Origin of the sequence: Flavobacterium sp. 3HN19-14, from assembly GCF_051373205.1 — a bacterium.
Lineage (GTDB): Bacteria > Bacteroidota > Bacteroidia > Flavobacteriales > Flavobacteriaceae > Flavobacterium.
The window spans coordinates 3,027,925-3,054,492 of sequence record NZ_JBPPZT010000001.1 but is presented as its reverse complement, the minus strand read 5'-3'; the positions used below and the strand labels follow the sequence as shown (position 1 = coordinate 3,054,492).

Annotated in this window: 27 protein-coding genes and 5 pseudogenes; 12 read left to right on the top strand and 20 right to left on the bottom strand. The window is 40.1% G+C overall.

Features of this window, described 5'->3' with window-relative positions:
• The first annotated feature begins 44 nt into the window (after positions 1–44).
• Positions 45–3,228: pseudogene (ccsA, locus tag ACSLFW_RS16445) on the top strand (cytochrome c biogenesis protein CcsA).
• A 159-nt stretch (positions 3,229–3,387) separates the two neighbouring features.
• On the opposite strand, the gene ACSLFW_RS16440 reads toward ccsA, so the two are convergent.
• Together ACSLFW_RS16440 and ACSLFW_RS16435 are read right to left on the bottom strand one after the other, a co-directional pair.
• Positions 3,388–4,176, bottom strand: coding sequence for an anti-sigma factor (locus ACSLFW_RS16440; protein ID WP_436556659.1), 789 nt, complete (start codon positions 4,174–4,176; stop codon positions 3,388–3,390).
• Positions 4,176–4,706 carry an RNA polymerase sigma factor gene (locus ACSLFW_RS16435; protein WP_436556658.1) on the bottom strand — a complete coding sequence of 177 codons (531 nt, stop codon included), beginning with the start codon at positions 4,704–4,706 and terminating at the stop codon, positions 4,176–4,178. Before ACSLFW_RS16435 ends, ACSLFW_RS16440 begins: the two co-directional genes overlap by 1 nt.
• Positions 4,707–4,904: 198 nt before the next feature.
• On the opposite strand from ACSLFW_RS16435, the gene ACSLFW_RS16430 reads away from it, so the two are divergent.
• Complete coding sequence (locus ACSLFW_RS16430) at positions 4,905–5,555, top strand: glutathione peroxidase (RefSeq protein WP_436556657.1); 651 nt, start codon at positions 4,905–4,907, stop codon at positions 5,553–5,555.
• A gap of 26 nt (positions 5,556–5,581) precedes the next feature.
• Here the strand turns inward: ACSLFW_RS16430 and ACSLFW_RS16425 are convergent, their stop codons facing one another.
• From ACSLFW_RS16425 to ACSLFW_RS16415, 3 genes are read right to left on the bottom strand one after another with little or no spacing between them, the layout of a single operon-like run.
• The gene (locus ACSLFW_RS16425; protein WP_436556656.1) at positions 5,582–5,881 is read right to left on the bottom strand and encodes an N-acetyltransferase family protein; all 300 of its coding nucleotides are present in this window, start codon (positions 5,879–5,881) and stop codon (positions 5,582–5,584) included.
• Positions 5,808–6,080 (bottom strand): N-acetyltransferase family protein, encoded by a 273-nt coding sequence (locus ACSLFW_RS16420; protein ID WP_436556655.1) that lies wholly within the window; start codon positions 6,078–6,080, stop codon positions 5,808–5,810. Before ACSLFW_RS16420 ends, ACSLFW_RS16425 begins: the two co-directional genes overlap by 74 nt.
• Positions 6,081–6,088: 8 nt before the next feature.
• The gene (locus tag ACSLFW_RS16415) at positions 6,089–7,276 is read right to left on the bottom strand and encodes a thioredoxin family protein (RefSeq protein WP_436556654.1); all 1,188 of its coding nucleotides are present in this window, start codon (positions 7,274–7,276) and stop codon (positions 6,089–6,091) included.
• A gap of 111 nt (positions 7,277–7,387) precedes the next feature.
• Here ACSLFW_RS16415 and menD point away from each other — a divergent pair.
• Positions 7,388–9,049 (top strand): annotated as a pseudogene (menD, locus tag ACSLFW_RS16410) (2-succinyl-5-enolpyruvyl-6-hydroxy-3-cyclohexene-1-carboxylic-acid synthase).
• Between the two features lie 53 nt (positions 9,050–9,102).
• On the opposite strand, the gene ACSLFW_RS16405 reads toward menD, so the two are convergent.
• The 11 genes and pseudogenes from ACSLFW_RS16405 to ACSLFW_RS16355 form a co-directional block, all read right to left on the bottom strand.
• Positions 9,103–9,495 (bottom strand): hypothetical protein, encoded by a 393-nt coding sequence (locus ACSLFW_RS16405; protein ID WP_436556653.1) that lies wholly within the window; start codon positions 9,493–9,495, stop codon positions 9,103–9,105.
• A gap of 157 nt (positions 9,496–9,652) precedes the next feature.
• The gene (locus ACSLFW_RS16400) at positions 9,653–9,775 is read right to left on the bottom strand and encodes a hypothetical protein (RefSeq protein WP_436556652.1); all 123 of its coding nucleotides are present in this window, start codon (positions 9,773–9,775) and stop codon (positions 9,653–9,655) included.
• A gap of 122 nt (positions 9,776–9,897) precedes the next feature.
• Entirely contained in the window at positions 9,898–10,143 is a 246-nt protein-coding gene (locus ACSLFW_RS16395) for a hypothetical protein (RefSeq protein ID WP_436556651.1), read from the bottom strand.
• Positions 10,144–10,230: 87 nt separating this feature from the next.
• Positions 10,231–10,386, bottom strand: coding sequence for a lmo0937 family membrane protein (locus tag ACSLFW_RS16390; protein WP_436556650.1), 156 nt, complete (start codon positions 10,384–10,386; stop codon positions 10,231–10,233).
• A gap of 204 nt (positions 10,387–10,590) precedes the next feature.
• Complete coding sequence (locus ACSLFW_RS16385; protein WP_436556649.1) at positions 10,591–11,193, bottom strand: DUF4142 domain-containing protein; 603 nt, start codon at positions 11,191–11,193, stop codon at positions 10,591–10,593.
• A 126-nt stretch (positions 11,194–11,319) separates the two neighbouring features.
• A complete protein-coding gene (locus ACSLFW_RS16380; protein ID WP_436556648.1) occupies positions 11,320–11,682 on the bottom strand; it encodes a hypothetical protein in 363 nt (120 codons plus the stop codon).
• Positions 11,683–11,775: 93 nt separating this feature from the next.
• Positions 11,776–12,822 (bottom strand): sensor histidine kinase, encoded by a 1,047-nt coding sequence (locus tag ACSLFW_RS16375; RefSeq protein ID WP_436556647.1) that lies wholly within the window; start codon positions 12,820–12,822, stop codon positions 11,776–11,778.
• On the bottom strand, positions 12,749–13,162 hold the full coding sequence (locus ACSLFW_RS16370; RefSeq protein ID WP_436556646.1) for a hypothetical protein: 414 nt from the start codon (positions 13,160–13,162) through the stop codon (positions 12,749–12,751). Before ACSLFW_RS16370 ends, ACSLFW_RS16375 begins: the two co-directional genes overlap by 74 nt.
• On the bottom strand, positions 13,143–13,565 hold the full coding sequence (locus ACSLFW_RS16365) for a CHASE3 domain-containing protein (protein WP_436556645.1): 423 nt from the start codon (positions 13,563–13,565) through the stop codon (positions 13,143–13,145). Before ACSLFW_RS16365 ends, ACSLFW_RS16370 begins: the two co-directional genes overlap by 20 nt.
• Positions 13,566–13,582: 17 nt before the next feature.
• Positions 13,583–14,030 (bottom strand): annotated as a pseudogene (locus ACSLFW_RS16360) (response regulator).
• Positions 13,996–14,604: a helix-turn-helix domain-containing protein gene (locus tag ACSLFW_RS16355; protein ID WP_436556644.1), complete on the bottom strand. Its 609-nt coding sequence runs from the start codon at positions 14,602–14,604 to the stop codon at positions 13,996–13,998. The pseudogene ACSLFW_RS16360 and the gene ACSLFW_RS16355 overlap by 35 nt, the downstream one beginning before the upstream one ends.
• Positions 14,605–14,900: 296 nt before the next feature.
• Here ACSLFW_RS16355 and ACSLFW_RS16350 point away from each other — a divergent pair.
• Both ACSLFW_RS16350 and ygiD read left to right on the top strand, forming a co-directional pair.
• Positions 14,901–15,738: pseudogene (locus tag ACSLFW_RS16350) on the top strand (CvfB family protein).
• Between the two features lie 261 nt (positions 15,739–15,999).
• A complete protein-coding gene (ygiD, locus tag ACSLFW_RS16345) occupies positions 16,000–16,878 on the top strand; it encodes a 4,5-DOPA dioxygenase extradiol (protein WP_436556643.1) in 879 nt (292 codons plus the stop codon).
• Here the strand turns inward: ygiD and ACSLFW_RS16340 are convergent.
• From ACSLFW_RS16340 to ACSLFW_RS16330, 3 genes and pseudogenes are all read right to left on the bottom strand, one after another.
• Positions 16,861–17,310, bottom strand: a complete 450-nt coding sequence (locus ACSLFW_RS16340; protein WP_436556642.1) for a PH domain-containing protein — start codon at positions 17,308–17,310, stop codon at positions 16,861–16,863. The genes ygiD and ACSLFW_RS16340 overlap by 18 nt on opposite strands.
• Positions 17,310–18,421: pseudogene (locus ACSLFW_RS16335) on the bottom strand (C1 family peptidase). Before ACSLFW_RS16335 ends, ACSLFW_RS16340 begins: the two are co-directional and overlap by 1 nt.
• A gap of 1 nt (position 18,422) precedes the next feature.
• Positions 18,423–18,941 (bottom strand): hypothetical protein, encoded by a 519-nt coding sequence (locus tag ACSLFW_RS16330; RefSeq protein WP_436556641.1) that lies wholly within the window; start codon positions 18,939–18,941, stop codon positions 18,423–18,425.
• Positions 18,942–19,002: 61 nt separating this feature from the next.
• Here ACSLFW_RS16330 and ACSLFW_RS16325 point away from each other — a divergent pair, with 61 nt between their 5' ends.
• The 7 genes from ACSLFW_RS16325 (at position 19,003) to ACSLFW_RS16295 (ending at position 26,059) form a co-directional block, all read left to right on the top strand.
• Positions 19,003–19,845, top strand: coding sequence for a 1,4-dihydroxy-2-naphthoyl-CoA synthase (locus ACSLFW_RS16325; protein ID WP_436556640.1), 843 nt, complete (start codon positions 19,003–19,005; stop codon positions 19,843–19,845).
• Positions 19,846–19,916: 71 nt separating this feature from the next.
• Positions 19,917–20,450: a PH domain-containing protein gene (locus tag ACSLFW_RS16320; RefSeq protein ID WP_436556639.1), complete on the top strand. Its 534-nt coding sequence runs from the start codon at positions 19,917–19,919 to the stop codon at positions 20,448–20,450.
• Positions 20,447–21,943, top strand: coding sequence for a PH domain-containing protein (locus ACSLFW_RS16315; RefSeq protein ID WP_436556638.1), 1,497 nt, complete (start codon positions 20,447–20,449; stop codon positions 21,941–21,943). Before ACSLFW_RS16320 ends, ACSLFW_RS16315 begins: the two co-directional genes overlap by 4 nt.
• A gap of 62 nt (positions 21,944–22,005) precedes the next feature.
• Complete coding sequence (gene menA, locus ACSLFW_RS16310; RefSeq protein WP_436556637.1) at positions 22,006–22,983, top strand: 1,4-dihydroxy-2-naphthoate octaprenyltransferase; 978 nt, start codon at positions 22,006–22,008, stop codon at positions 22,981–22,983.
• A 10-nt stretch (positions 22,984–22,993) separates the two neighbouring features.
• Positions 22,994–23,671: a metal-dependent hydrolase gene (locus tag ACSLFW_RS16305; RefSeq protein ID WP_436556636.1), complete on the top strand. Its 678-nt coding sequence runs from the start codon at positions 22,994–22,996 to the stop codon at positions 23,669–23,671.
• Between the two features lie 104 nt (positions 23,672–23,775).
• Positions 23,776–24,984: a tetratricopeptide repeat protein gene (locus ACSLFW_RS16300; RefSeq protein WP_436556635.1), complete on the top strand. Its 1,209-nt coding sequence runs from the start codon at positions 23,776–23,778 to the stop codon at positions 24,982–24,984.
• A gap of 28 nt (positions 24,985–25,012) precedes the next feature.
• Positions 25,013–26,059 carry an o-succinylbenzoate synthase gene (locus ACSLFW_RS16295; RefSeq protein WP_436556634.1) on the top strand — a complete coding sequence of 349 codons (1,047 nt, stop codon included), beginning with the start codon at positions 25,013–25,015 and terminating at the stop codon, positions 26,057–26,059.
• On the opposite strand, the gene ACSLFW_RS16290 is transcribed toward ACSLFW_RS16295, so the two are convergent.
• The gene (locus tag ACSLFW_RS16290) at positions 26,056–26,565 is read right to left on the bottom strand and encodes a nuclear transport factor 2 family protein (protein ID WP_436556633.1); all 510 of its coding nucleotides are present in this window, start codon (positions 26,563–26,565) and stop codon (positions 26,056–26,058) included. The two genes, ACSLFW_RS16295 and ACSLFW_RS16290, sit on opposite strands and share 4 nt — an antisense overlap.
• Positions 26,566–26,568 lie beyond the last annotated feature (3 nt).

Here is a 26,568-nt window from a genome sequence, read left to right as displayed (position 1 = left end):
AAAATTCTCTCTTTTTAGCATCGTTCTTTTTCTCGACCCGTTTAATGGCTTTTCTGTTTTTATTTTTCGCAGCAGCGATGGGCGCGGGCACATTCATTGAAAGTTATTACAATACCGACACGGCCAGAATCTGGATTTACAACACGACCTGGTTTTGAGTTCATTATGTTCTTTTTTATGGTGAATTTCTTCGGAAATATCAAAAGATACCAATTGCATAAGAGGGAAAAATGGGCGACTTTGTTATTGCATCTCGCCTTTATTTTCATTATTGCCGGAGCTGCAATCACACGTTATATTTCTTACGAAGGCATTATGCCCATCCGCGAAGGCGAATCTTCCAACCAGATTCTTTCTGACAAAACATTCCTGACGGTCAATGTTGACGGCGATTACAACGGAAAAATCATGCGAAAAGTCAAGGAAAAAGCGCTGTTGCTTTCGCCTGCGGTTTGCTGGCCGTTTGCGTCGAATGATTTTACGATAAGCGATAATTTCTCTAAAATTCCATTTAAAGTCGAATATGTCGATTTTATCATGAATGCGAAGGAAAAAATCACCGAAGAGAAAGATGGAATCGTTTACCTCAAAATGGTTGAATCCAGCGGCGGGCAACGTCACGAGCATTTCCTGAAAGCGGGCGAAGTTGTTAATATTCACAATGTTTTGTTTGCATTGAATAAATTTACGCCAGGCGCGATAAATGTAAATACCGAAGGAGAAAGTTACACGATTCAAACACCATTTGAAGGCAATTTTATGCGGATGGCTGATAAAATGCAGGGCGTAGTTAAGAAAGATGCGACGCAGCCATTGATGATGCGTTCGCTTTATAATGTAGGCGGTGCGCAATTCGTTTTCCCTGAACCGGCGCTCAAAGGAAAAATCGGTTATGTTTCCAATAACGATTATAAGGACAAAATGACCGATGATGCGCTTATCGTAAAAGTGTCAAATGAAGGTCAGGAAAAAATCGTAACGTTACTTGGTTCAAAAGGAAAAATCAGCGAGCCTGTTGGCTTTAAATTGGGTAATCTTGAATATACGCTGACTTTCGGGAGTAAAGTTTACACCACTCCGTTTTATATAAAGCTCAATGATTTTATTGCCGAAAAATATCCGGGAACTGTCAATAGTTATTCGTCTTACGCAAGTAAAGTAACCGTACTGGACGGAAAAGAAAGTTTTGACCAGCGTATTTATATGAACCACGTGCTTGATTACAAAGGTTTCAGGTTTTTTCAGGCCGGGTTTGAACCGGATGAAAAAGGAACGCGCTTGTCTGTAAACCACGATTTTTACGGCACATGGACAACTTATATTGGTTATTTCCTGCTGTTTTTTGCGTTGATGGCGATTTTGTTTGATAAGAATACGCGATTTGGCGACCTGAAAAAGAAGCTTGAAAAAGTTAAGGAAAAGAAAGCACAGCTTTTAGCCATTTTATTGCTTTTCATCGGAATGTCAGGATTTGCGCAATCTCACGACCATTCAAAAGGAGTAACGCCAAAGCAAATTGATTCGATCATCAAAAAATATGCGGTTAAGGAAGAGCATGCCGCTCAATTTGGTCGTATTGTCATTCAGGATGACGGCGGGCGCATGAAGCCGATTAATACGTTCAGTTCAGAATTACTCCGTAAAGTCAGCAAAAAAGACAGTTATAACGGCATGAACTCTGATCAGGTTTTCCTGTCGATGTCGCAATATCCGAGACTTTGGTTTGAAGTTCCGTTGATTTATCTTACAAAGGGAAATGACAGCCTGCGTCGTATCATCGGTATCCCGAAAGATGCTAAATATGCAGCGCTTGTAAATTTTTTCGATGATCGTGGAAATTACAAATTGTCAAAATATCTGGAGACTGCTTACAAAACTACAGAGCCAAATCAGTTCGACAAGGATTTTATGGATGCCGATAAGAAAGTGAACTTCCTCGGCGGTGCTTTAAGCGGAAGCATCCTGAAGATTTTCCCGATTCCGAAAGACCCGAATAACAAATGGGTTTCTTACCTGGAAATCAACCAGCCAACTGGAACGGCTCTCGATACTGTCAAAAACGTATTACCGGAATATTTCAGGTCATTAGTAACTGCTGCGGAAACGAAAAATTACACGATGGCCAACACCTGGGTGACCGGACTCGAGAATTACCAGAAGAAATTCGGTAGCAAAGTACGCCCTAGTGACGACAAGATTACTTCTGAAATTTTGTATAATAAATATGACGTTTTCAGACATTTGTATTGGTTGTATATGCTGGCTGGCACTTTTATGTTGCTACTTGTGATTGCCAATATTCTTATAAATAAAAAATTTATGGATCATATTATCAATGTTTTCCACATTATAATAGGTCTGTTATTTGTCGTTCACACGGCAGGGTTAATTGTGCGCTGGTATATTTCTGGGCATGCACCTTGGAGTAATGCCTATGAATCGATGATTTATGTGGGCTGGGCAACGATGTTGTTTACGCTTTTGTTTGCAAGCAGGCTGGCTTCTATTGCTAAATTAAATCTTAGCTTCTATTTCCTATCACTTTTGTTACCCGACAGGTTGCATAAATCGCCAATGGTTGTAGCGGCTGGGGCTTTTGTAGCTTCAATGATATTGATGATTGCCAACTGGAATTGGATGGATCCGCAAATCGGAAACCTTGAACCGGTACTGAATTCTTACTGGCTGATGATTCACGTTGCCGTAATCGTTGGAAGTTACGGGCCTTTAACGTTGGCGATGGTACTCGGATTGATTTCGATGCTCTTGATGATTTTTACAACAGAAAGGAGCAAAAAGATAATGAAACTCCACATTCAGGAAATCACTTACATCAATGAAATGGCGCTCACAATCGGTCTGGTCATGCTGACAATCGGAAATTTCCTCGGCGGGCAATGGGCAAACGAAAGCTGGTGCCGTTACTGGGGCTGGGATCCGAAAGAAACCTGGGCGTTAATCAGTATTATGGTGTATGCTTTTGTGATTCACGCGCGTTTTGTGCCGTTTTTCAGAGGATTATTCACCTATAATTTCATGAGTGTATTGGCGTTCGCCTCAATATTGATGACGTATTTCGGTGTCAATTTCCACCTTACCGGATTGCATTCTTATGCGAGTGGAGAAAGACAAAATGTTGAGATTTATCTGTATATTTTCGTTGGATACATGATTTTCTCCGCTTTGGTTTTGTGGAGGTATAAAGTGTATTATAAAAAAGAGAAATAACCGCAACGCTTTGCGAACACCGCGTAAAACTTCGCGCACTTTGCGGTAAAATTAAACGCAAAGCAAGCAAAGTTTCCGCAAAGAAAGAAGTAAAGCTTATGTAATAAAAAAGGCTCAGCGTTTAAACTGAGCCTTTTCTGTTATAAATTGTTTTTTAGTTTACGCTTTCACCGCACCTAAAGTATACAATTGTTCCATTGTTGGTGTCGCGCTTCCGCCCGCAGGTTCAAGCGTAATTCCAAATGCCTGCGCTCCGGTTGTACTTTGTACTGCAAATACTTTTGTATTATTTGCGGTAAAATTATCCAGTAATCCAATGCTCGTCGGCGTCAGCGGATTTAATGTAAGCGACCAAATCTGGTAGACTTTCCCTTCCGGCGGTTCCGGTAATCCACTTGCATCGACATATACTGCCTGTGTATTTTTATTCCAGTAGATTTTGGCTTTCGCGTCCGGTGCAACTGCTTGTCCTCCCAACGGCACGACAATATTGTTTTCGTCACGTACAACTGCTAAAACAGTTTCGGTATTTTTTTGCTGGAGGTTGAGTTTGTTGAAATCATCCTGCAATTTCACCTTTTCGGTTTGTACGGTAGTCACTTGATTTTTGGTATCATTTAGTTGTGTATACTGAAACCCGATGCCAATCATCAGCAAAATTGCTGCCGCCCAACCGATGTAAGCACCGATGTTGGATGACGGTTTCATTTCAACTACACCGTGTTTATCTAAAAGCTGCTTCCTGATCCTGTCGTAATTTTCGGCAGAAAGATAAGGAGACATGCTGTAAGACAAACTGATAACTGCTTTTTCTATAGAAAGAATCTCGTCTTTGACTTCCTTGTGTTGTGCTGACATCCGGATTACCTCGTCGTGTTCGGCTTGCGTGGTGATGCCAAAAACAAAAAGTTCTAAAATTCCGGAGGCGATAAATTCGTTTACTTCCATTATACTTGTAATAAGTTTCTTAAATCATTAATGCAGTTCCTGTTTTGTGTCTTAACGGTTCCGAGCGGCATTTCAAGCTCATCTGAAGCTTCCTGCTGCGTATAACCTTTAAAGAACAACAAATCCAATATACGGATACATTTAGGTTTAAGTTTTTTTACAAATTCCTGAATGCCGATGGTATCAATCTTATTGTTCAATTTGTTACTGTCATCCAATAGATGTACGAAATTATCGGCGGATAAGTTTTTCTGGCTGTTGTTAAATCCTTTGGAACGGAGTTTATCAATCGCCGTATTCCGTGCGATATTGAGGATCCACGTAAAAAAGCGGCCTTTGCCTTCATTGTAGGATTCGATGTTTTTCCAGATTTTTACAAAAACTTCCTGTAGCACATCTTCCGATTCTTCCCTGTCCTTAATGAGGTTGTAGATGATACCGTACAGATTTTTCGAATACATGTCGTATAAAATCGTGAATGCCTTGTCATCTTTTTTAAGCACTAACGGCAATAATTCTTCCTGTGTCATAATAGTTCTCGCATTAGTTATTCCTTACAAACTTATGGATTAGAATTCGGATTTTAACATTTTAATTCTTTAAATATACGTCTATTTTTGAAAATTAACAACTGTTTAAGGTGCTAAAATTTAGCATTCTAAGTTAATTTTAATAATTAAAAAGAAAAATTGCAATCTGTTTTTATTAATTTTATAAAAAATATAAAAATGAAAAAAATCTTTCTGACAGCAATTGTGTTGTCATTTATTACAAGTTCCTGTATTGGTCAGGATAAAAATGCAGCAAAATCGCCTTCGCTGATTATTGAAGGTGGTGTTACAACGCCGTTACCTGATGATAGTAACAAAGCAGATGAACCTAAAACTGATAAAGCAATGAACAGCATCTATGATTTTAAAGTCACTGATATAGACGGCAAGACGTTTGATTTTGCATCACTCAAAGGGAAGAAAATCATGATTGTCAATACTGCGTCTAAATGTGGATTTACGCCGCAATATGCTGATCTGGAAAAACTATATAACAAATTCCAGGATAGAAATTTCGTGATTATCGGCTTTCCGGCGAATAATTTTGGTGAACAGGAACCCGGAAATGATGAAGAAATTCATGCATTTTGCAAGAGGAATTATGGTGTAACTTTCCCGATGATGAGTAAAATTTCTGTGAAAGGTGAGGATATGGCCGATATCTACAAATTTCTGACGAAAGAAAAATTAAACGGTTTTAAAAGTTCTGAAGTACAATGGAATTTTCAAAAATACCTGATTGATGAAAAAGGTAATCTTGTAGACGTATTGTTGTCGAAAGTTTCGCCAACCGATCCGATAATAGTAAACTGGATTCAGGGAAAATAAGATAAAGGAGTCGAAAGGCTCCTTTTTTATTTTAAAACCAATTGCATCAAAACCAAATCGAGCCAGCGGTCAAACTTGAAACCGACTTCTTTGAGATGACCGGTCACTTCAAATCCGAATTTTTCATGAAATGCAATGCTGCCGGAATTATCTGCGTCGATACAGCCAATCATTAAATGGTAACCTTCTTCTTTTGCTGTAGCAATCAATTGTTGAAGCAATAATTTTCCAATTCCTTTTCCTGAAAATTCTTCAGCAACATAAACAGAATGCTCGACCGTAAATTGATATGCCGCCTTTATCCGAAAAGTACCATAGCTGCCCAAAACCAGCAATTTTGCCTTCATTTTCAGTGACAAAAACAGGAAAGCCTGAAGTTTTTTTTTCGTCAAACCATTGCAACTGTTGCTGTAAATCACGTGGCTCATAATCGTAGATGGCAGTAGAATTCTGAATTGAAAAATTCACAATCTTTAAAATGGCACTGACATCTTCAATTTTTGCTTCGCGGATATTAACTTCCATATTGAATATTATTGAATGCCTAATTCCTGAAGCAAAGCATCGGCATCTTTTGAATTCCAACCCAGATTTGCAGTCATTTGCTTGGCTTTCCGGGCATAATCAATGGCGGTTTTCCGGTCATTTATTTTGATGTAAAGCCTTGAAAGCAGGATATAGCCATCGTAAGATTCGTTAAGTTTTTCGGATTGCTCAGCAATTTTTATGGCATATTTCAGGCTGTTGATGTCAGCATAATGTTGTTGGTAATTTTGCGCAATTTGTTTCAAAAGCGTCGCATTATCCCAGGCAAATTTCTCAGCGCCGTCCATCGTGGCTTTTTTGTAAGCTGTCCAATTACCGGTACTTTCTGAAATAATTACATCTGACTTGAAAACCAGTGAATCGGCGGTTTTCAGATTAAGTGCCTTAATGTCAGCACGTACTTTTTTATAACCAATTGTATCCATATTTTCAGCAAACGGCCTGATTTTCTCTTCAATAATATTGACGATTTTTCGCTGCACCCTCGCCGTCGACGCCACAGCTGCAAATTGCTCCCGGTGTTTCAGCACGTATTGGAATTCACGCGAATTGACATCCGTAACTGCATTAGCGATGATCCGCCAGTTGATTGCCGAAACAAGTTGCTGTTCACTTTGGGTTGACAAATATATTTGAGCCGGAGCAGACAAATCTTTTCGGTCTTTTCCTTTTTTCAAAGTCGTCAGGTAGGCGAGGCATTTGTCTGCGTTGCCTGGATTTGCCTCAAAATCCTTTTTCAGGTAAGGCAATTGTTTTTCAGGCGTGAGGGCATTTCTGGCTTCATTAAGCAAATCTGCAGATTTTAATTCGCCGTTGACGTTATACAAAACAGTTCCTTTTTCATCGAGGAACAGGAAAGTCGGGAACATTTTTACGCCGAATTTCTGCTTGAACATTTCGCCTTCGCCTTTATCGATATCCTGCCAGGCACAGACGAAATTTTTAGTGAGAAAATCCTTTACTTCCGGATCTGTCAGCACTTCGGCTTTCATCTTATTGCAATGTTGGCACCAGGTGGCATAAACCATATACAAAACGGGTTTGTGCTCTGTTTTAGAACGCTGAAGTGCAGCCTCGTAACCGTTTTCGTCAAAATGCATGATTTCCTGTGAAACACCATTTTGAGTAAAAATCAGGGTAAAAAGCAGCGCAGAAATTGTAATTAAATGCTTCATCGTATGAATGGAAATTTTTACAAATATATCATAAAAACCAATTCATTATATACCAAAATTTTGCCAAAAATTGCGGGTGAATCCGTAACTTTGCGGTATTAAAACTGCAGAATGATTTATCCCAAAATTCCTTTAGCGCAAAGCATCATCGAGATTTGCCGCGCAAAAGGACTGACCGAAATCGTAATTTCTCCCGGCTCGCGAAATGCGCCTTTGACCATAGGTTTTGCCGGTAATTCCAATTTTAAATGTTACAGTATTGCAGACGAGCGTTGTGCGGCTTTTTTTGCGGTCGGAATGGCGCAGCAAACCGGAAAACCGGTAGCGATTGTCTGCACTTCAGGTTCGGCTTTGCTCAATTATTATCCCGCTTTCGCGGAAGCGTTCTACAGCCAGATTCCGCTTGTGGTGATTTCGGCCGATCGTCCGCAGGAGAAAATCGATATTGGCGACGGGCAGACGATCCGTCAGGAAAATGTATATGCGAATCATTCTTTATTCAACGCCAATCTGATTGAAAATGCTTCGGCAGAAAATGATTTTTTAATCAATGAAGCCATTAATATAGCGATTTCACAAAAATGACCGGTTCATATCAACGCGCCTTTTGAAGAGCCTTTGTATGAAACTGTCGATGCACTTTCTGTAAATATAGAAGTTACCGCTTCCGCGAAAGCGACTCCCAAAATTTCAATTTCTGAATTGAAGGAATTTGCCGAAATATGGAATTCCTCCAAACGAAAAATGGTGTTGGTTGGCGCGACTTTCCCCAATGCGATTTCGTCAAAAACGGCTGATTTATTAGGAAATAATGAATCTGTTGTGGTGATGACAGAAACGACTTCCAATGTACATCACCCGACTTTTATCAATAATATCGATACGATAATCACGCCTTTCAAGGACGAAGATTTTGAGGAATTCCGCCCTGAAATCTTAGTCACTTTTGGCGGGATGATTGTCTCCAAACGCGTAAAAGCATTCCTCAGAAAATACAAACCAAAATACCATTGGCATATTGATGAATTGCGTGCTTATGACACTTTTGGCGCTTTGACAAAACATTTTGTTGCGAATCCGGAATGGTTTTTTGAAAATTTCCTTCCATTGACGGAAATTATTCCGAGTGATTATTCCGCGAAAGCGCAAAAATTGAAAACTTACAGGCACGAAAAACACAATGAATACCTGGCAAAAATTCCGTTTTGTGATTTCAAGGTTTTTGAGAAAGTGATTCCGCAATTGCCGAAAAGTACGCAACTTCAAATCAGCAACAGCTCTGCCATTCGTTATGCGCAGCTGATTGAAATTGATCCGTCGATTGAAGTGTATTGTAATCGCGGCACGAGTGGCATCGACGGCAGTACTTCAACCGCAATTGGCGCTGCTTTGGCAAATCCGAAACCTACAACTTTAATTACCGGCGATATTGGATTTTTATACGACAGCAATGCGCTTTGGAACAATTATATTCCGAAGAATTTCAAAATCATTCTGATCAATAACGGCGGTGGCGGCATTTTCAGGATTTTACCGGGACATCAGGAAACGCCGGTTTTTAATACGTTTTTTGAAACTTCACATTGTCTTACAGCGGAACATTTGGCTAAAATGTATAGATTTGATTATATCACTGCGAGTGACGAACAAACGCTCTCTGATTGTTTGGAAAAATTATTCAGTCATAATGAGAACCCAGTTATACTTGAAGTTTTTACACCTACCATCGAAAATGACAGAGTTTTGCTGCAGTATTTTAAAGAGCTGGCATAAAAAAAGGAGCCAACTGGCTCCGGATATATAGATAAGGCTTTGCCTTAGAAATTTTAGTTTTTGGAAAATTTACTTTTGATAAAGTCGAAAACTTTACTTCCGGTAGATTTTATTTTGTCGGCATTATTCGCTACGACATTTGATGCAACGGTTTGAAATGCAGCGCCTGCAAGCCTTGCGATTGGATTTCCTCCGAATAAAACTTTTTTGAGCAGGAAACCTGTGGTTAAGCCTAATGCTGCTTTCCCAATTCCGCTTTTGAGGTCAGGCGAGTGTGTTACCGATTCATAAGCACCTTTAAATGCATTTTTTATGAGATTCATCGGCTTATAATGCTCAATGGTTTCATTGAAATGATTTCTCAGATCCTGCCAATCTTCCTCGCGTTTGATTTCGAGCAAGGCAATATTGTGGCGTAATGTTTCGGCTGAAGTAGGATTTTTCATGACTGTGGTTGTTTTTCTTCTAAAAGATTATCGATTATCGCATTTTTAACCGGAATTTTTATCCAGCCAACTTTACCATAATTAATAATCAGCGCCAGGATTATATAGAAGAGGGCAACGGTAAAGAAACCATAATAAGTCTCGCCTAAAAGATCACCTAACCAAAAGCCAGCCCGAAGTTTGCCAGAATCGCAATCAATAAGATGATGAATACAAAGATTAACTTCGTTACGATTGCTGCTGCTGCATCGGATAATTTATCTACACTTTTCAGTTTCAATAAATCGATATTGGTTTTCGCGTAGGTTTCAGCCTTTTGGCCAGTGATTCCAGTAACGTTGCCTGTTCTTCCATAATTATAATAATTACCCGTTATTATATTTTTTGCTGATTAAGCGTAATTTAGAATGTTTTCGAAGCTTTGCTTACAACGCCTTTCACGTCGCGGTTGGCTTCTTGCAATCTTGATTTTCCTGCATCGGCAAGGCTTTCAGCCTGACCTTTTACAGAGTTGAAGCTTTCGCTTACGGTTTCGATAAAATCGTTGAATTTATCTTTAAGTCCGTCGGCGTAATCTTCACCTTTTTTAGAAATCTTTTTGCGTGTTTGGTCCCTTGTTCGGAGCGAATAATATGCCGAGTACGGCACCTGTGGCAACGCCTGCCAATACGCCTAGTAGAACTTTTCCTGTGCTCATGATATAGATATTTAAATGTTAGTAATGTAGATGATTGCTTAAACGACCCTGTCGCCTCTGATCAATCTCAGGATGATGGCGATAACGGCGATTACCAAAAGAATGTGGATGATGTTACCAGCGGAATAGGCGAAGAAGCCGATTGCCCAAAAGATAACTAGAATTACTGCGATTGCATAAAGTAAATTTCCCATGATTTCTGTTTTTTGTGGTTAAAGGTTTCGGATTATTCTGCAAATTCGAAATCCTGATTGAGTTTGTGTTTATTGATATTATAAATATTTAGAAGCGCTGTTTCAGGACTTGCTGTCGAATTTGTTCTAGCACGTCTTTTTCTGAGCTTCAAAAACGGTAGTGTAATCCTGAGTTTCATAGCTTTAAAAGATTTAAAAGTTATTTTATTTTAGTTTGTCAGTTTTGATTTTTACGGCTTCAGCGTGGCCCTTGTGCGTATTCAAAGCAGGAAGCATTTTCGCAGCCCATGCTTTTACATCCGGATCAACGGCATCTGTAGCGGCTTTCTCGAATTTTTCAATGGCTTTCTGGTGTCCGTCAACCATCGCATCTGCATAAGCTTTATCGAAGTCGTTTCCGGATTTTTTATTGAAGTCATCATATTCTTTCTGGCCGTCTTCTGTGGCTGATGCCGGAATGCTGATTTGTTTTTTAGCAGCCAGATCCTGTAATTCTTTTAAAGCTGCTGTGTGCTCGGCTTCCATCATCTTGCCAAGATCTTTGACATCTTTCAATGTTCCTTTTGTTTGAGCCAGTTTCCCGAGTGCGATTTCATTCATATTGATTTCTGCTGCCGCAACTAAAAATTCTGCATCGTCTTCAACTTTTGTGTCGTCGAATTTCGCATCGTTTTGCTCTGTTGCAGCTTCTTCAGTGTCAACTGGTTTTTCTTCTTTTTTACAAGATGTAAATGACAATGACCCGATTAAAAGTGTTGCAAAAAATCCTGTTTTAAGCACTGAGAATTTAAATGTGTTGGTTTTCATTTGTTTAGATTTAGATAGTGTTTGTTTATTTTGATATTACAAAGTTGGCTTGATTTTAAAAGAATTTCCTTACACAACTTTCAGGAACTGTTACATGATTATAGGAAGTCGAAAAATTTGATTGAATTACAAGCTTTTATCTTTATCGACTTTTTTCTCAATGTCTTCCACTTGCTGGATGAAATGCATAACATCCTCGTCAGACTCACGACCGTACGCGTCTGCTAATGTGCCGCGTTCGCCGTTGGCAGTTTCAATTGCATAAAGGATTGCGCTGTCATCCGGATTTGATTCTCCTTCGAACCTGTAAAAATTTAAAATCCTTACATCTTCCGGACGATAAATATATTCTGTAGTGAGTGATTTTAACCCTTTCGGAACGGCCATAAAATGGGTCTTGAAACCCAATTTGTCGAGCATATTTGTACATGAAACCATCGTTTTCATCTGTACTTTTTCTGCCCAAATATTGCCTTTGATTGCTGTCATTTTGATTGTGTTTATTGTTACAGTAAAGTTGCAACCAAACAGCAATTCCCGCATTACAGCATTTTAAGAATAGATTACACGATAAACAGGCATTTACGCAGGCAGAAAAATAGTAAAAATGCAGCCTTGATTCGGTTTTCCGTCAGCGACAATAAAGCCTTTGTGGTTTTCAACGATTTTTTTGCAAATGGCGAGGCCAATTCCGGTTCCGGAATATTCGTTATTATCGTGCAGGCGCTGGAAAAGCGTGAATATCGTTTTGGCATATTGCTGCTCAAAACCAATTCCGTTGTCTTCCAGAGTGATTTTGTAGAATTTTTTATCCGGAATGACTTTCCATGATTTTGGCATTTCTTTTCCGGAGACGATTTTCGAGCTGATCGTAATCACCGGCGGCACATCGTTTTGACAATATTTGAGCGAATTGCCAATCAGGTTGATAAACAATTGCTGGATTTGAAACGGAATGACATTTAAAGTAGGTAAAAGCAAAGATTGGATTGTCGCTTTTTTCTCGTCGATTTCTTCCGCAAGTTCGGTTTTTGAATGCTCGAGGATTTCATTCAAATCGGTTTTTTCAAAGATTTTATCGGCTTTATTAGCTCTTGAAAACAGCAATAAATCATCGATTAGTTTCTGCATCCTGTTGGCAGCGACCTGAATTCTCGTAAAATATTCCTTCGCTTTTTCCGATAGCGTATCGTGGTCTTTGTCCTTAATAATTGAAATCAAAGTCTGTACTTTCCGCAAAGGTTCCTGCAAATCGTGGCTCGCCACGTGATTAAACGCAGAAAGTTCTTTGTTGGAACGCTCCAAATCAAACAATTTTTCTTCGAGGATTTTATCTTTCAGGAATTGATCGGTGATATCTGCATTCACGCCAATGAGGATGCGCTTTCCGTAATTATCGATAATCATCTTTCCAATCGATTTGAAGTAGCGCAATTCGCCATCTTTTCGGATTACACGGAAATATGCAATCGATGCGGTTTGCTCTTTCAGCGCTTTTTCGCCGCCTTCTTCTATAATATGACGGTCGTCAGGGTGCACGAATTCAAGGAATTTTTCAATCGTCGGTTCGAAAATCGTGAGGTTCATGTCCCAAAAGGCGGTATTGATTGTCGGAGTAAGAGAGTTCATTCGCATCAATATTCCAGCACCAGTTGCTGATTTCGGCAATTTGCTCAGAATGTTCAAAAATCTCTTTATTGATGCGCAATTGGTTGTTGGTCATCTTGAGGCTTTTCACATCTTTATTGATTTTGTAAAAGGCACCGATGAAAATAAAGAGCGAGAAAACCGCAGTAAGCAGGAACATGACCGGCGAAAGGTTGATTTCATCACTGCTTTCCTGTTCGCGTTTTTTAAGCGTTAGTGATTCAATCGTTATCATTTTATTGACACGCGCCCGAAGCACTTCCATGATGTTTTTTCCTTTTACGAGTTGCGTGCGCAGCGAATCAGATGTTCCGGATGTCAAAGCTTGTATTTTTGAGCGTAGCGTCAAGATTGATAAATTCATCTTCGATAAGCTTCTCAAGCGCTTTTACATTTTCTCTTTGAATTGGAGCATCAGAAGTCAATATTTTCAGCTGCTGTATGGAATGTTTAACTTTTGGATGTGCAGTTGTGTAAGGTTTCAGGAAAACCGGATTTTGCGTTAAAATATAACCGCGTTGCCCGGTCTCAGCATCTTTCACACAAGAAATAAGCTGCTCGAGTTCGAGGTGTACTTTCTGGGAATGCTGTACGAGTTTTTCAGATTCGCTGAGTGTTCTAATCTGCCGATACGAACTGCTGACCAGGAAAATAAGCGTGAAAATCGCAATAACGAGTGCAATCGGCAGTAGCAGGGACGAAGATTTTGACTGTCGAAAATTCATCTCTACAGGCGGTTTTTTTATAAGCTCAACAAGAAATTTTCTTTATTGAGTTCCGGAAGTGTGGTATTGCCAGTTCAGACTGATCACTTCCGAAAGGATTTTTTTCAACGCCCCGAAATCATTAGGTTTTTTGATGTAGATATTGGCACCTCTCACGAAAGTTTCCTCAATATCTTCTTCGGAGGATGAAGTCGAGTAAATGGCAACCGAAAGATCTTTCAGCCTTGAATCAGACCTGATTTCCTTAAGGCATTGCATACCGTCTTTTCGCGGCATATTCAAATCGAGGAACACCACATTAGGCAATTGCGCACCGGGTTTGTTCAGGTAATCCATCAACTGGACACCGTCGTTAACCGTTGTTACATTGGTCCTGACTTTAAGCTCTTCAATGGCGTCTTTGAAAAAAAGGCGGTCATCTTCGTCATCATCAGCAAGAAGGATATGTAAAGCGTCGTGGTTCATAAGTTTTTAGGGTTTTATTTAGCTGTATCGAGGTTTCTTCTTTTTTAATAATGCGCTGGAAAGCGGTCGGCGTGAGTCCGGTTGTTTTTTTAAACTGATTCGACAAATGCGCAACGCTGCTGTAATTGAGCTGCCACGCCATTTCTGTCAATGTCAGTTTGTCTTCGATGATCATTTGTTTGGCACGTTCGATTTTCTGGAGGATAATAAAATTCTCGATCGATGTATGTGTGATTTCCGAAAAAAGGCTGGATAAATAACCATAACTATGGTTGAGTCTGTCGGCAAGGTAAACGGAAATTTTGCTGGTTTGCGCCTTATCGTCAAGATGCACCATTTCTATAATGACATCCTTAATTTTTTGTATAAAAGCGTTTTTAGGATTATCAAGGATTTCAATGCCGTATTTTTTCAACGAAACTTCGAGTTCCTTATATTGTTCAGGCGGAATAGTACCTTTTATTTCAACATCGCCAAGACCCATAATCTCATACGGAATCTCAAATTTATCAAGGTGTTCCTGCAAAATTACTTTACAGGCGAGATTGATGTCGTACTTAATTTGAAGCTTCATAATTAATTTTATATTGCTGTTGAATCAAGTGAGTGATTCGCTTTCGCTTAACCTTTACGGCAAAATTAAACTTCCGGATTGCTTTCAGCGAAATCGAAAAATTAATATTTGTTTTAATGATATAACTATTCAAATCTAACATTTTTATTTGAAAAAAAGAATGCTTTTGGTGATGATATTTAAACTTTATAAAAATGTTAACTTTTTTCCTACACTAAATGCAGAATAATCAAAAATAAACAATGTCAAACATTCAAACGCTCTTTGTACCTTTGCGTCCAAATAAATTTCCCAAAATGATCGAGATAGGAAAATACAACACCTTAACCATATTGCGTGACACGAAAGTCGGCCTGTTTTTAGGCAACGGCAACGAAGCTGAAGACATCCTTTTGCCCAATAAATATGTGCCGCAACAATTCGAAATTGGTGATGAACTGACGGTTTTCGTTTACCTTGACCATGAAGAAAGACCGGTTGCAACAACTTTAGAGCCCTATATTTTATTGAACGAATTCGCGTTGTTGCGCGTTAATTACGTCAATCAGGTCGGTGCTTTTATGGATTGGGGAATGGAAAAGACATCCTTGTCCCATTCAAAGAGCAGGCACGTCCGATGGAAAAGGGAAACGTTATCTGGTTCATTTGTATATGGATGAAAAAACCAACCGCCTTGTCGCTTCCAGTAAAACCAACCAATTCCTGAATAATGATGATTTGACAGTTGAAAAAGGGGAAGAAGTTGATTTGATCGTTTCGCACATCACCGAAATGGGTATCAATGTCATCATCAACGAAAAACACAAAGGCCTTTTATATAAGGACGAAGTGTATGACGATTCGATTCGCACCGGCGACAGATTGCGCGGATTCATCAAAAATATTCGCCCTGACCATAAAATCGACGTTTCTCTGCAAAAACAAGGTTATGAAAATGTCGAGCCGAATGCTGAAAAAATCCTTAACGAATTGCGTGCCAGTCGTGGTTTTCTTCGCCTTACAGACAATTCACATCCGGAAGATATCAAAACAGTTTTGCAGATGAGTAAGAAAACTTTCAAGAAAGCGATTGGTGCTCTATATAAAGACAGGTTGATTGAAATTAAGGAAGATGGGATTTATTTGATTCAGTGATTTTGCAAACTAGATAAATCCGCGGTAATCTGCGACTATCCGTTATAATCCGCGTTCCAATGAACATTAGATAATTTCGCATATTGCATAAATCTGCGAAAATCTGTGTATATCTGTGTCATCTGCATTCCTGTAGCCACCCCGGCCTGCGGCCACCCCTCCGAAGGGAGGGAATCCAAAAATTCTCACATGTATAAATTTTTCACAAATTCTAATTCAATGATAAAAATTTACTACATTTGTATATACAAATATCATAATTTGAAACGACAAGATTTCATAAAAACAATAGCAGGAGGTATCACCATGGCATCTGTACAACCATTTTACAACTGGACGAAATCACTTTTAGAAGAAGACGAAAAACATCCGGTTTTATTTATCGGACATGGCTCGCCGATGAACGGCATTGAAGACAACGAATTTTCTCAAACCTGGGCGAAATTCGGCAAAGAAATCCCAAAGCCCAAAGCAGTATTGGTAATTTCCGCACACTGGCTCACAAACGGAACCGGAATTACAGCAATGCCAAATCCGAAAACGATTCACGATTTCGGCGGATTTCCCCAGGTGCTTTTCGACGTGCAATATCCCGCGCCCGGAGCACCAGAATTGGCGAAAGCTGCGGCAAGTTTAATCCATTCAACAGATGTTCATCTCGACCACGACTGGGGATTAGATCACGGCACGTGGACAGTGGTTCGGCACATGTATCCTAACGCTGATATTCCTGTTTTGCAACTCAGCATCGATTATTCAAAACCGCCGCAATACCATTACGATCTGGCGAAACAACTAAAAGATTTGCGCAAAAAAGGCGTATTGATTATTGGAAGCGGCAATATGGTGCACAATCTTCGAATGGTCGCCTGGGACAAATTGCAGGAACCTGAATATGGCTTCGATTGGGCAGTTGAAATGAATTCCGTCTTCAAAGAAAAAATCGGCAACAACGATTTCAAATCTTTAATCGATTACGAAAAACTCAATAAAGCGGTAAAACTCGCCATTCCGACGCCAGATCATTATTATCCTTTATTATATGCGATGGCATTGCGCGACGACAAAGACGGCACGAGTTTCTTTAACGATAAAGCTGTTGGTGGTTCGCTGACGATGACTTCAGTAAAGTGGAGTTGATTTTGTGATTTCAATTTCAGGATTAATTGCTTTTAAAGCGGCAATAAACCCTTCTTTATCTTTTGGCGCAATAAAAATATCTTCGAATTTATCGTAGTAAATCATCAATCCGTCCTGATGAAGAGCTGGTTTATAAAATGATGTCTTAAACCAACTTTTATCATATTCGATTCTGCGGATGGAAGCGATTTTGATTTTCCCGCGAAACGGACCGCTTGCGAAATACATCAATTCCGCGTCAATCTTATATTTTGTGTCGAATAAAATCCAAACGAAAAAACCGGAAATTCCGAAGAATAAAAATCCAAGAAAAATCTCAGTTTTCAAATCGGTTTCACCAAAAGTCAAAAGTAAGGGCAACGGAATTAAAATCGCCATTGCCCCAAGAAATATAACTGTGAATTTATTTTTTCTGGAATCAAAAACCTGCATTACACGCCCAATTCCTTTTTGGTTTTCTTGATTAATCCGTTTTTATGAACCAAAACCGAAATAGATTTCAGTCTCATATAAGGAACACTCATGTAAACATAACCGCCGTTGGCAATCTTCGAAGCATCGTTGCCCATGAATTTTTCACTTTGTAATAAATATTGCCGTTCTGGTCTTTTACTTTTCCAACGATGTGCATCAAATGGTCGTCGGTTGTATCAAAATTCTCAAATTCCGCCTGACGGTAATCCGGCGTAATGGCTTTTTCCTTCTTGATTTCAGTAAGGATTGTCTTTGAATCGGCATCGTTATCCGGAATTACTGCAACGCCAAATTTCCCTGAGAAAGTCGGCTCGCTAACATCGGTATCCAAAGCCAAAGTATAACCGTTATCAAGCGCATTATCGATATTCTGGATGTATTCGTCAAGCGGAAGATTGTAAAAACTACCGTAAGAAAAATTATCCGGAATGTCCAAAATGAACGGTTTGTAATAAGGTTCGTTAATGAAAGATGTAATTGTTACATAATCTTTCAGGTTTAGTTTCGTCATTTCAAGGAAACTTTTCGGCGTGTATTTTTTGCCGTTGTAATCAAATTCAGTCACCGCCTGACCGATGTTGGCGTCTAATTCAGTTTTTACATCGTCTTTCCATTTTGGATCGAGTTTTTTAGACTCGGCATATTTTTTCAGCGTTTTCTCCAAATCCTCTGACAATTTTGAGTGGTTGTATTTTGTAGCGGTGCCAACATAACCTGTAAATGCGCTTTGCGGCACTAGCCCGAATTCTGCCGCGCTGTTGATGACATCGTGTGCCAATCCGCCTTCGCCAAACTGGGCGTGTCCCTGGCGCATTACGTAATTCCACGCTTTTTTCGTGTAGGTCTGCCTCACATTATACATTTCCGAAAGGTCAATCGGTTTTCCCGTCAAGCGGATAATTTCTGCCTCTAGGAATGAAGTTGTCGAAAAACTCCAGCAAGTTCCCGTCTGGTCGTGGCAGATAACAGGATTCGCCTGGATATCCTTCACAGTCTGGAATTCATACTTTTGCGCTTGCGCGACAAGGCTGAAAACCCCGAATGCGACTAAAAAAAGTTGTTTTTTCATTTTATAGTAATTTGAATGATTTGAAAAATTGTTTTACGCTGTCGGCATTTAAATCGCCGATGGCGAGCATTTGGTACATTTGGTTGTTTCGAAGCACGAGTTGCAGCTGGTAACTGAAGTCGCCGATCTTGCCTTCGCTTTTCAATAATGGGTATTTGTCGTTTAAAAGTGAATTTGTTTCAGTTCCGATAACCAATTTTGCGCTCATTTGCGTCGCCATATTGTTCAACGCACCATTTTTGGCGCCATCAAGCAGTTTTTTGATGCCTTCGGAATCTAATTTTGCAACCAGTTCTGCCGGATACTTATTTTCTGAAACCATTGCCATGAAATCATTGGTCTCACTCATATACATCACCATGTCGATTTTTCCGACCGCACTGTCAAATTGATTTTTGCTGATCTGCGGTTTTGAAGGAAATACGACGCCAAAACCCGATTCAGGATATTCTGTTAAAGTTTGAGAAATTGCTGTAAATGAACAGGCTAGAAGTATGGCGGCCGCCAATATTTTTTTCATCTCGAAGTTTCTTTAAAATAAAGGCTAAAAATAGTATTTTTACATCTAAATAAATTCAAATATGCCTGAAATTAATTGGAAGACCGCAAAAGATTTCGAAGATATCACCTATAAAAAATGCGACGGCGTAGCACGAATCGCCTTTAACCGGCCAAATGTGCGCAATGCCTTTCGCCCGAAAACGACAAGCGAATTGTACCAGGCATTTTACGATGCGCAGGAAGATACTTCCATCGGCGTTGTTTTATTGTCTGCTGAAGGTCCGTCAACAAAAGACGGTGTTTATTCCTTTTGCAGCGGCGGCGACCAGAATGCGCGCGGTCATCAGGGTTATGTTGGTGAAGATGGACAGCACCGCTTGAATATTTTAGAAGTCCAGCGATTGATAAGATTTATGCCGAAAATCGTCATTGCCGTGGTGCCCGGATGGGCAGTAGGCGGCGGTCACAGCCTTCACGTGGTCTGCGATATGACTTTGGCAAGTAAAGAACACGCGATTTTCAAACAGACTGATGCCGATGTTACGAGTTTTGATGGCGGTTACGGCTCTGCTTATCTGGCGAAAATGGTAGGGCAGAAGAAAGCGCGCGAGATTTTCTTTTTGGGACGAAATTACTCCGCTCAGGACGCTTTCGAAATGGGAATGGTCAATGCTGTAATTCCGCACGACGAGCTCGAAGACACGGCTTATGAATGGGCGCAGGAAATCCTCCAAAAATCGCCAACCTCAATAAAAATGCTAAAATTCGCCATGAACCTTACTGACGACGGAATGGTCGGACAACAGGTTTTTGCCGGTGAAGCGACGCGATTGGCTTATATGACTGAAGAAGCTAAAGAAGGCAGAAATGCATTTTTAGAAAAGAGAAAGCCTGATTTCGGAAAAAATAAATGGCTGCCTTAGAATTAGTATTCAGTGATCAGTTTTCAGTTGCAGCCAGCCCTGAACCTTAAACCCAGAACCTTATACCTATTATGGAATTTACTAACGAAACCATCGATACCTTTAATCTTCCAAAATTTGAGGAAGTTCAGTTTACAAAATTGCATCCGTCATATTGGAAAGTAACGCTCATCAATGTCGTCGTACTTTTCGCGATTTTATTTATTGCATTGGGAGTCGGGATTTATTTCGATGTCAATTACAACGAAGAAGAATTAGGGTTTTCAGATTATAGTTATGAGAAGTTCGGCGCTTTGGCGGCTTTGTTCTTGATTGTCTTATTCTTCAAAAGATTGGGGTTCAATAAAAAAAGTTTTGCCTTCCGTACACACGATTTGCTTTTTCGTCATGGCGTGATTGCTACCAATACAATCGTAATTCCGTATAACCGCGTGCAGCATGTTGCTTTGCATGAAGGTGTCATTTCACGTATTTTCGGATTGGCAAAAATCGAAATCTTCACCGCCGGAGGAAGCTCCAGCGATGTAGAAATTCCCGGAATCGAAAAAGAACACGCCGAAAACATCAAACAGCTTCTGATGGGCAAAATCCAGAAAGAACTATGACAGCTACCGATTTCAGTCAGCCGCAAAGGCAATCGGCAGTCGGCATTCTGGTAATGTTTGCAGATACCGTCCAGAAATATGCGCGGGCACTTTGGCCGATTTTACTGGTTTCGATTTTTAAGTATAAAGAATCGATGATGCTGTATTTCGCAATCGGCGGTGTTTTATTAATAGCAATTATTGGATTTGTAGCTTATTTGCGCTATCGGAATTTCACATTCTTTCTTGACAGTCAGAATCAGGAATTTGTCGTGACCGAAGGCGTGTTTTCCAAAACAAAAACTACAATTGCTCTCAATAAAATCCAACAGGTAAATATAAAACAGAGTTTAATCCAAAAAATTATAGGCGTTCACGCTCTTGACGTCGATACTGCCGGAAGCCAGAAAAAAGAAGTTACGATTCTGGCCATTTCACATCAATTGGCGTTGTCACTTAAAGAAAGGCTTTTGGAAAATAACACAAAAGATATCATTGTTGAAAATGATATCGAATCTGCCATTCCAATAGAAAACCATCCATTCGTAAAAATTGGATTTTTGAGTTTGCTGAAAGTCGGCATAACTTCTAATTACATCAGGAGTTTTGTGCTGCTGATGGTTTTCTTTTCCTCGATGTATGAAAATGTGCGCAATTTCATCAGCGAAGACGCCATCGACGAAGATCAAATCGGGAATTACCTTGACAGCCAGCCGTTGTTCCAGGTAATCACCATATTGATTTTCGCGATTTTCGTAATTATCCTTGCAATGAATGTAGTTAGGATTGTATTGCGGTATTTCGATTTCCGGATCACCAAACAATCAGGCTCATTGTTATTATCATTCGGGTTATTGAATACAAAAAGCACGATTATCAAGCCTGAAAAAGTGCAGGTGACTTCAGTTTCTCAGAATTACTTCCAGAAAAAAATGGATATCCTTGAACTCAAGATCAAGCAGGCAACCAGCGGTGAAAAAGAAGACAAAAAATCAGCAATTGAAATTCCGGGTTGCAGCAATGCCGAGAAAAATGAAATCCTTAAGTTGCTTTTTAAGCAATTACCCGAAAAAGGCATTATGCTGAAACCAAATTTTCGCAAGCTCGGTTTCGCGATTTTCCTCACAATTGGCTTACCTTTGTTTGGATTGTTTTTGTTTCGGGAATATATTTCTGAGGATGTCAATATCGGTTATCTCGTGCCGGTTTATGTGATTTTAATCGGATTGATTCAATATTTCAAGTTCAGGAACAACCGGCTATTCATTCACGATGATTTCATCATTCTGCAAAGCGGCGCATGGGATATCAGTAACGAAATCATTGAGCCGGAAAAAATTCAGGCAATTACGACATCACAGTTATTCTGGCACAAAAGCATCAATATTGGCTCGATAACTTTGCATACGGCTGGCGGCGACATTGGCTTTCAGTTGGGAAATTACGAAACGCTGAAACGATACATTAACCTTTGGTTGTATGAATTGGAAAGGACGGATAAAAATTGGATGTAACGAATAAAAACGATTAAATACAAAATCAGGATAATTATAAAATTGTCCATTATCAATTTAAAATGAAACACTGGATCCAGGCCGCAAGATTAAGAACTTTACCATTATCAGTATCCGGAATCATCATCGGCAGCATGTATGCGCTCGCCAATCCGACCGATCAGGTTGAAACGCCGACAGAGGTTTTCAACTGGCGTTTATTCGGTTTTGCCATCCTGACAACGCTCGGATTACAGATATTATCCAACTTCGCCAATGATTACGGTGATGGAATGAAAGGTACTGACAACGAAGACCGTGTCGGTCCGAAACGAGCGATACAAAGCGGCGTGATTTCTCCGGCAGCAATGAAAAGAGCAATTATTATTACCTCAATCCTGACGTTAATATCGGCGATGCTGTTGATTTATTTTGCGTTTGGCGACAGGTATTTCGGTTATTCTATTTTGTTTTTGATTTTGGGAATCCTGGCGATTTTCTCTGCAATTCGCTACACAGTTGGCGACACAGCTTATGGTTATCGCGGTTATGGCGATTTATTCGTATTTATTTTTTTTGGATGGGTGAGTACGCTTGGCGTGAATTTCCTGCATTCTAAAGAATTGGATCCACTATTGATTTTACCGGCTTCAGCGATTGGATTTTTAAGCGTAGGCGTTCTCAACCTGAACAATATGCGCGACGAAGAATCCGACCGCAAATCGAATAAAAATACAATCGTCGTGAAAATCGGAGGCGCAAAGGCAAAGCTGTACCATTACTTTTTAATCATCTCAGCTATGGTCATGGTTTTGGTTTTCGCAGTGATTTTTGATTATTATAAAGATGCTAATCCGGGGGAATTCAACTTCGATTTATACATTTTTCTGATTGCTTTCATACCTCTTGTAAAACATTTAATAAGAGTGCGTAAAAATCAGAACCCGAAAGCATTAGATCCGGAATTAAAAAAGCTTGCCATCAGCACATTCCTGCTTTCCGTACTTTTGGCACTATCCATGATATACCTGTTCTCAGATTTATTAGTCAACAATTCTTAAAGCTACAACCATGAAAATTACATTCTACGGACATGCTTCACTCGGCATAGAAATCAGCGGAAAATCGCTACTTGTCGATCCGTTCATTTCGGCCAATCCGAAAGCGGCACACATCGATATCAATACTATTAACGCCGATTATATTCTTGTAACGCACGGTCACGGCGACCACATTCTAGACGTCGAAGCCATTGCCAAAAGAACCGGCGCGACGATCATAACCAATCCCGAAATCGCAGATTGGTTCGGCAAAAAAGGATTCGCTTGTCACCCAATGAACCACGGCGGAAGCTGGAAATTCGATTTCGGCTCCGTAAGATATGTCAACGCCATCCATTCGAGTTCATTTCCTGACGGTTCCTACGCCGGAAATCCGGGCGGTTTTGTCATCGAAGGAGAACACAAAAACATTTATATTGCCGGTGATACCGCACTGACAATGGACATGAAGCTCATCCCGATGCGCACCAAACTCGACCTCGCCATCCTGCCAATCGGCAACAATTACACTATGGATGTCGACGACGCCATCATCGCGTCAGATTTCGTCGAATGCGACAAAGTCCTCGGTTACCACTTCGATACCTTCGGATATATCATGATCGACCAGGCAGAAGCCATCCGCAAATTTTTCAACAAAGGCAAAGACCTGATGCTGCTCGAAATCGGGCATTCAATCGATTTATAAATGATTTGAAGCTCATCCGGCTATCCGCAGTAGTTTTGCGGCTGAACGCCAGCCACAAAAGCTACTTGCTGCTATCCGGGCTAGGGCATCCCAAACATAAGAACATGTTCATTCGAAATTTACTCCTCTTTTCCATAACCGCAATGCTTGCGCTGAACGTCAATGCCCAGCGACAAGACGGTTACTGGGACAAAGACCGCGCCACCACAAAACAAATCATCGTCGGAGCCGGAAAACGCACGCTCATCAGAACCGAAGATTTGCCTGTCGGAACCACTGAAGTTGTCTACAGGATTACATTACTCGACGACAACCAGCAAATGGCCAACAGCCTTGTTTCGGTTTTAAAAGCGATTCCCGATCCAAGCGGCATCAGCCAAGGCTCTGCGGGAGCAGTTTTTCTGTTGTCAAAAATTTCAGGCGACGACAAATGTAAATACGCCATTTTTTCGACTGCAGAACAGACGAAAAATTACCTTGAAGATGGAAAATCCGATAAAGCCTGTTTTGCAGAGAATACTCCATTGAACAAAGACGCCAAAAGGCTTACGATGGACAAATTGTGTTTCAAAGACAATTCTGGTGCACTTTGGTTCGGTTTCGAAAGTGACAACTGGATCATGAAACAGAAAATCGTGCTTGAAGTCGTGCCGTGGGTTGATATAAAGCTCAGTAAAGGCTGGAATAATGACAACCGCAAGGTAATCATCAAACTGGCAAAATCTTCTGATTTGGTAAAGAAAATGACCAATTCAGACGATTTCTGTCTTTGTATCCTCGAGAAAATGATGTCGAAATACAAATTCAATGAATATGAAAACGCAATGGCAATTGAAAAATCCAAGGCGTTTCGCGATTTCGGTAACCAATGCCTGACGGAGAAACCTGCCAATGTCACAATTCTAAACAATATTCGCCAAGATGCCGCACAATATTTCAAAAAGAAAAAATATGCCGAAGCCATCGATTTGATGGAAACCGCAATCATGGATAACGGAACCGCAAAAGTTCTTGATTTCAATGCGCTTGGCCAATATTACCTGTATTCAAAGCAATACGAAAAAGCAATACAAATGCTGAAAGCGGGCGAAAAGATTGATAATTCTGAATTGCGAATCAAATTAAATCTGGCGCATGCATATCTGCTGGATGGCGATTACAAATCGGCAAAAGAACTGCATAAAAAATACATGTCGCAAAACATCACGGCAAAACAATCCTGGAAAGCACAAACAAAAGCTGATTTCGAAGATTTCAAAAATGCCGGAATCGAATCTAAGGATTTTGAAAGAATCCTGAACCTTTTCGAATAATTCGTTCCTGCATCCAGAACCCTGTACCTTGAAAGCTACTCATCACCAATACCTGCTCGATTTCAAAAAACCTTCCGGGACGTCGCGCGGCATTTTGACGCAAAAAGAAACCTGGTTCATCATTATTGAAAACGACGGCAAAAAGGGAATAGGCGAGTGCGGCATTATTCGCGGACTCAGTGCAGACGACCGTCCGGGTTATGAAGAAAAATTGAAATGGGTTTGCGAAAATATACACTTTGGAAAAGACTGGCTTTGGGAAAACCTGCTTGAATTTCCGTCAATTCAATTCGGCATTGAAATGGCTTTTCGTTCTTTGGAAAGCGAAAATCCGTTTGTTTTATTCCCTTCTGCATTTACCAATTCTGAAAAATCAATTCCGATAAACGGTCTTGTCTGGATGGGCGATGAAGCATTTATGAAGCAACAAATCGAAGAGAAAATCGCGTCGGGATTCGACTGCATAAAATTGAAAATTGGCGCTATAGATTTCGATAAAGAACTGCAGTTATTGCGATTCATCAGGCAAAATTTCACACCACGACAAATTGAAATTCGTGTTGATGCAAACGGCGCTTTCAATTTAAATAATGCTTTACATAAATTAATTCAATTATCTGAATTTAAGTTACATAGTATAGAGCAGCCTATTCAAAAAAATCATACTGACAGTATGGCAGAGTTGTGTAAAACTACGCCTTTTCCTATTGCTTTGGATGAAGAACTGATTGGCGTTTTTTCATACGCTGAAAAGGAAGATTTACTGCAAAAAATCAAGCCGCAATACATCATTTTAAAGCCAAGTTTTGTCGGTGGATTTCGCGGCACTTCAGAATGGATTTCACTTGCAGAAAAACACAAAATCGGTTGGTGGATTACTTCAGCACTTGAAAGCAACATCGGATTGAACGCCATTGCGCAATGGACATTTCTTCAAAATAATCCGATGCATCAGGGATTGGGAACAGGCGCTTTATATACCAATAATTTCGATTGCCCGCTTGAAGTTTCAGAAGGTAAATTGTGGTATCGAAAAGATAGAAAATGGGATTTTGATTTCGAGGATTTCCGCTAAAAATTACTCAAATCTCGCTTCGGAGATTTCTTTTTATGCTTCTTTTCCTGAAAAATGCGCAGCGAATGAATGGCTTGTTTGTGAATTTTATCCTGTAAAAACCCTGTCCAGCCAAACAAATAACCAGACAATCCCAAAGCTTGCTGTGTCCATTTCCAGATTCGGAAATAATCTGTATGCCGAATAATGAGTCCGTCTTTGAATTCAAATTGCGCTCCAATCACATTGACGACTTTTCGATTCGTTTTACTGAAATTATAAGTTGCAATCCATTTTGCACTACCGCTTTCAGCGTTGGCTTCAACATCTGAGAATTCAATTTGCAGGTTGCCATTGCTTTTTTCAACCAGCATTTCCCACATATCGGCCACATCCCGGCCTTTGAGGATTCCAAATACAGGATCTTCAAAAACAATGTCTTCGTGGTAACAACTCGCCATCGTCTTTGCGCTGTGTGCGGCAAATCCGGCATAAAACTCTTCGATTAATTGCTGGTTCGGGTTCATAAT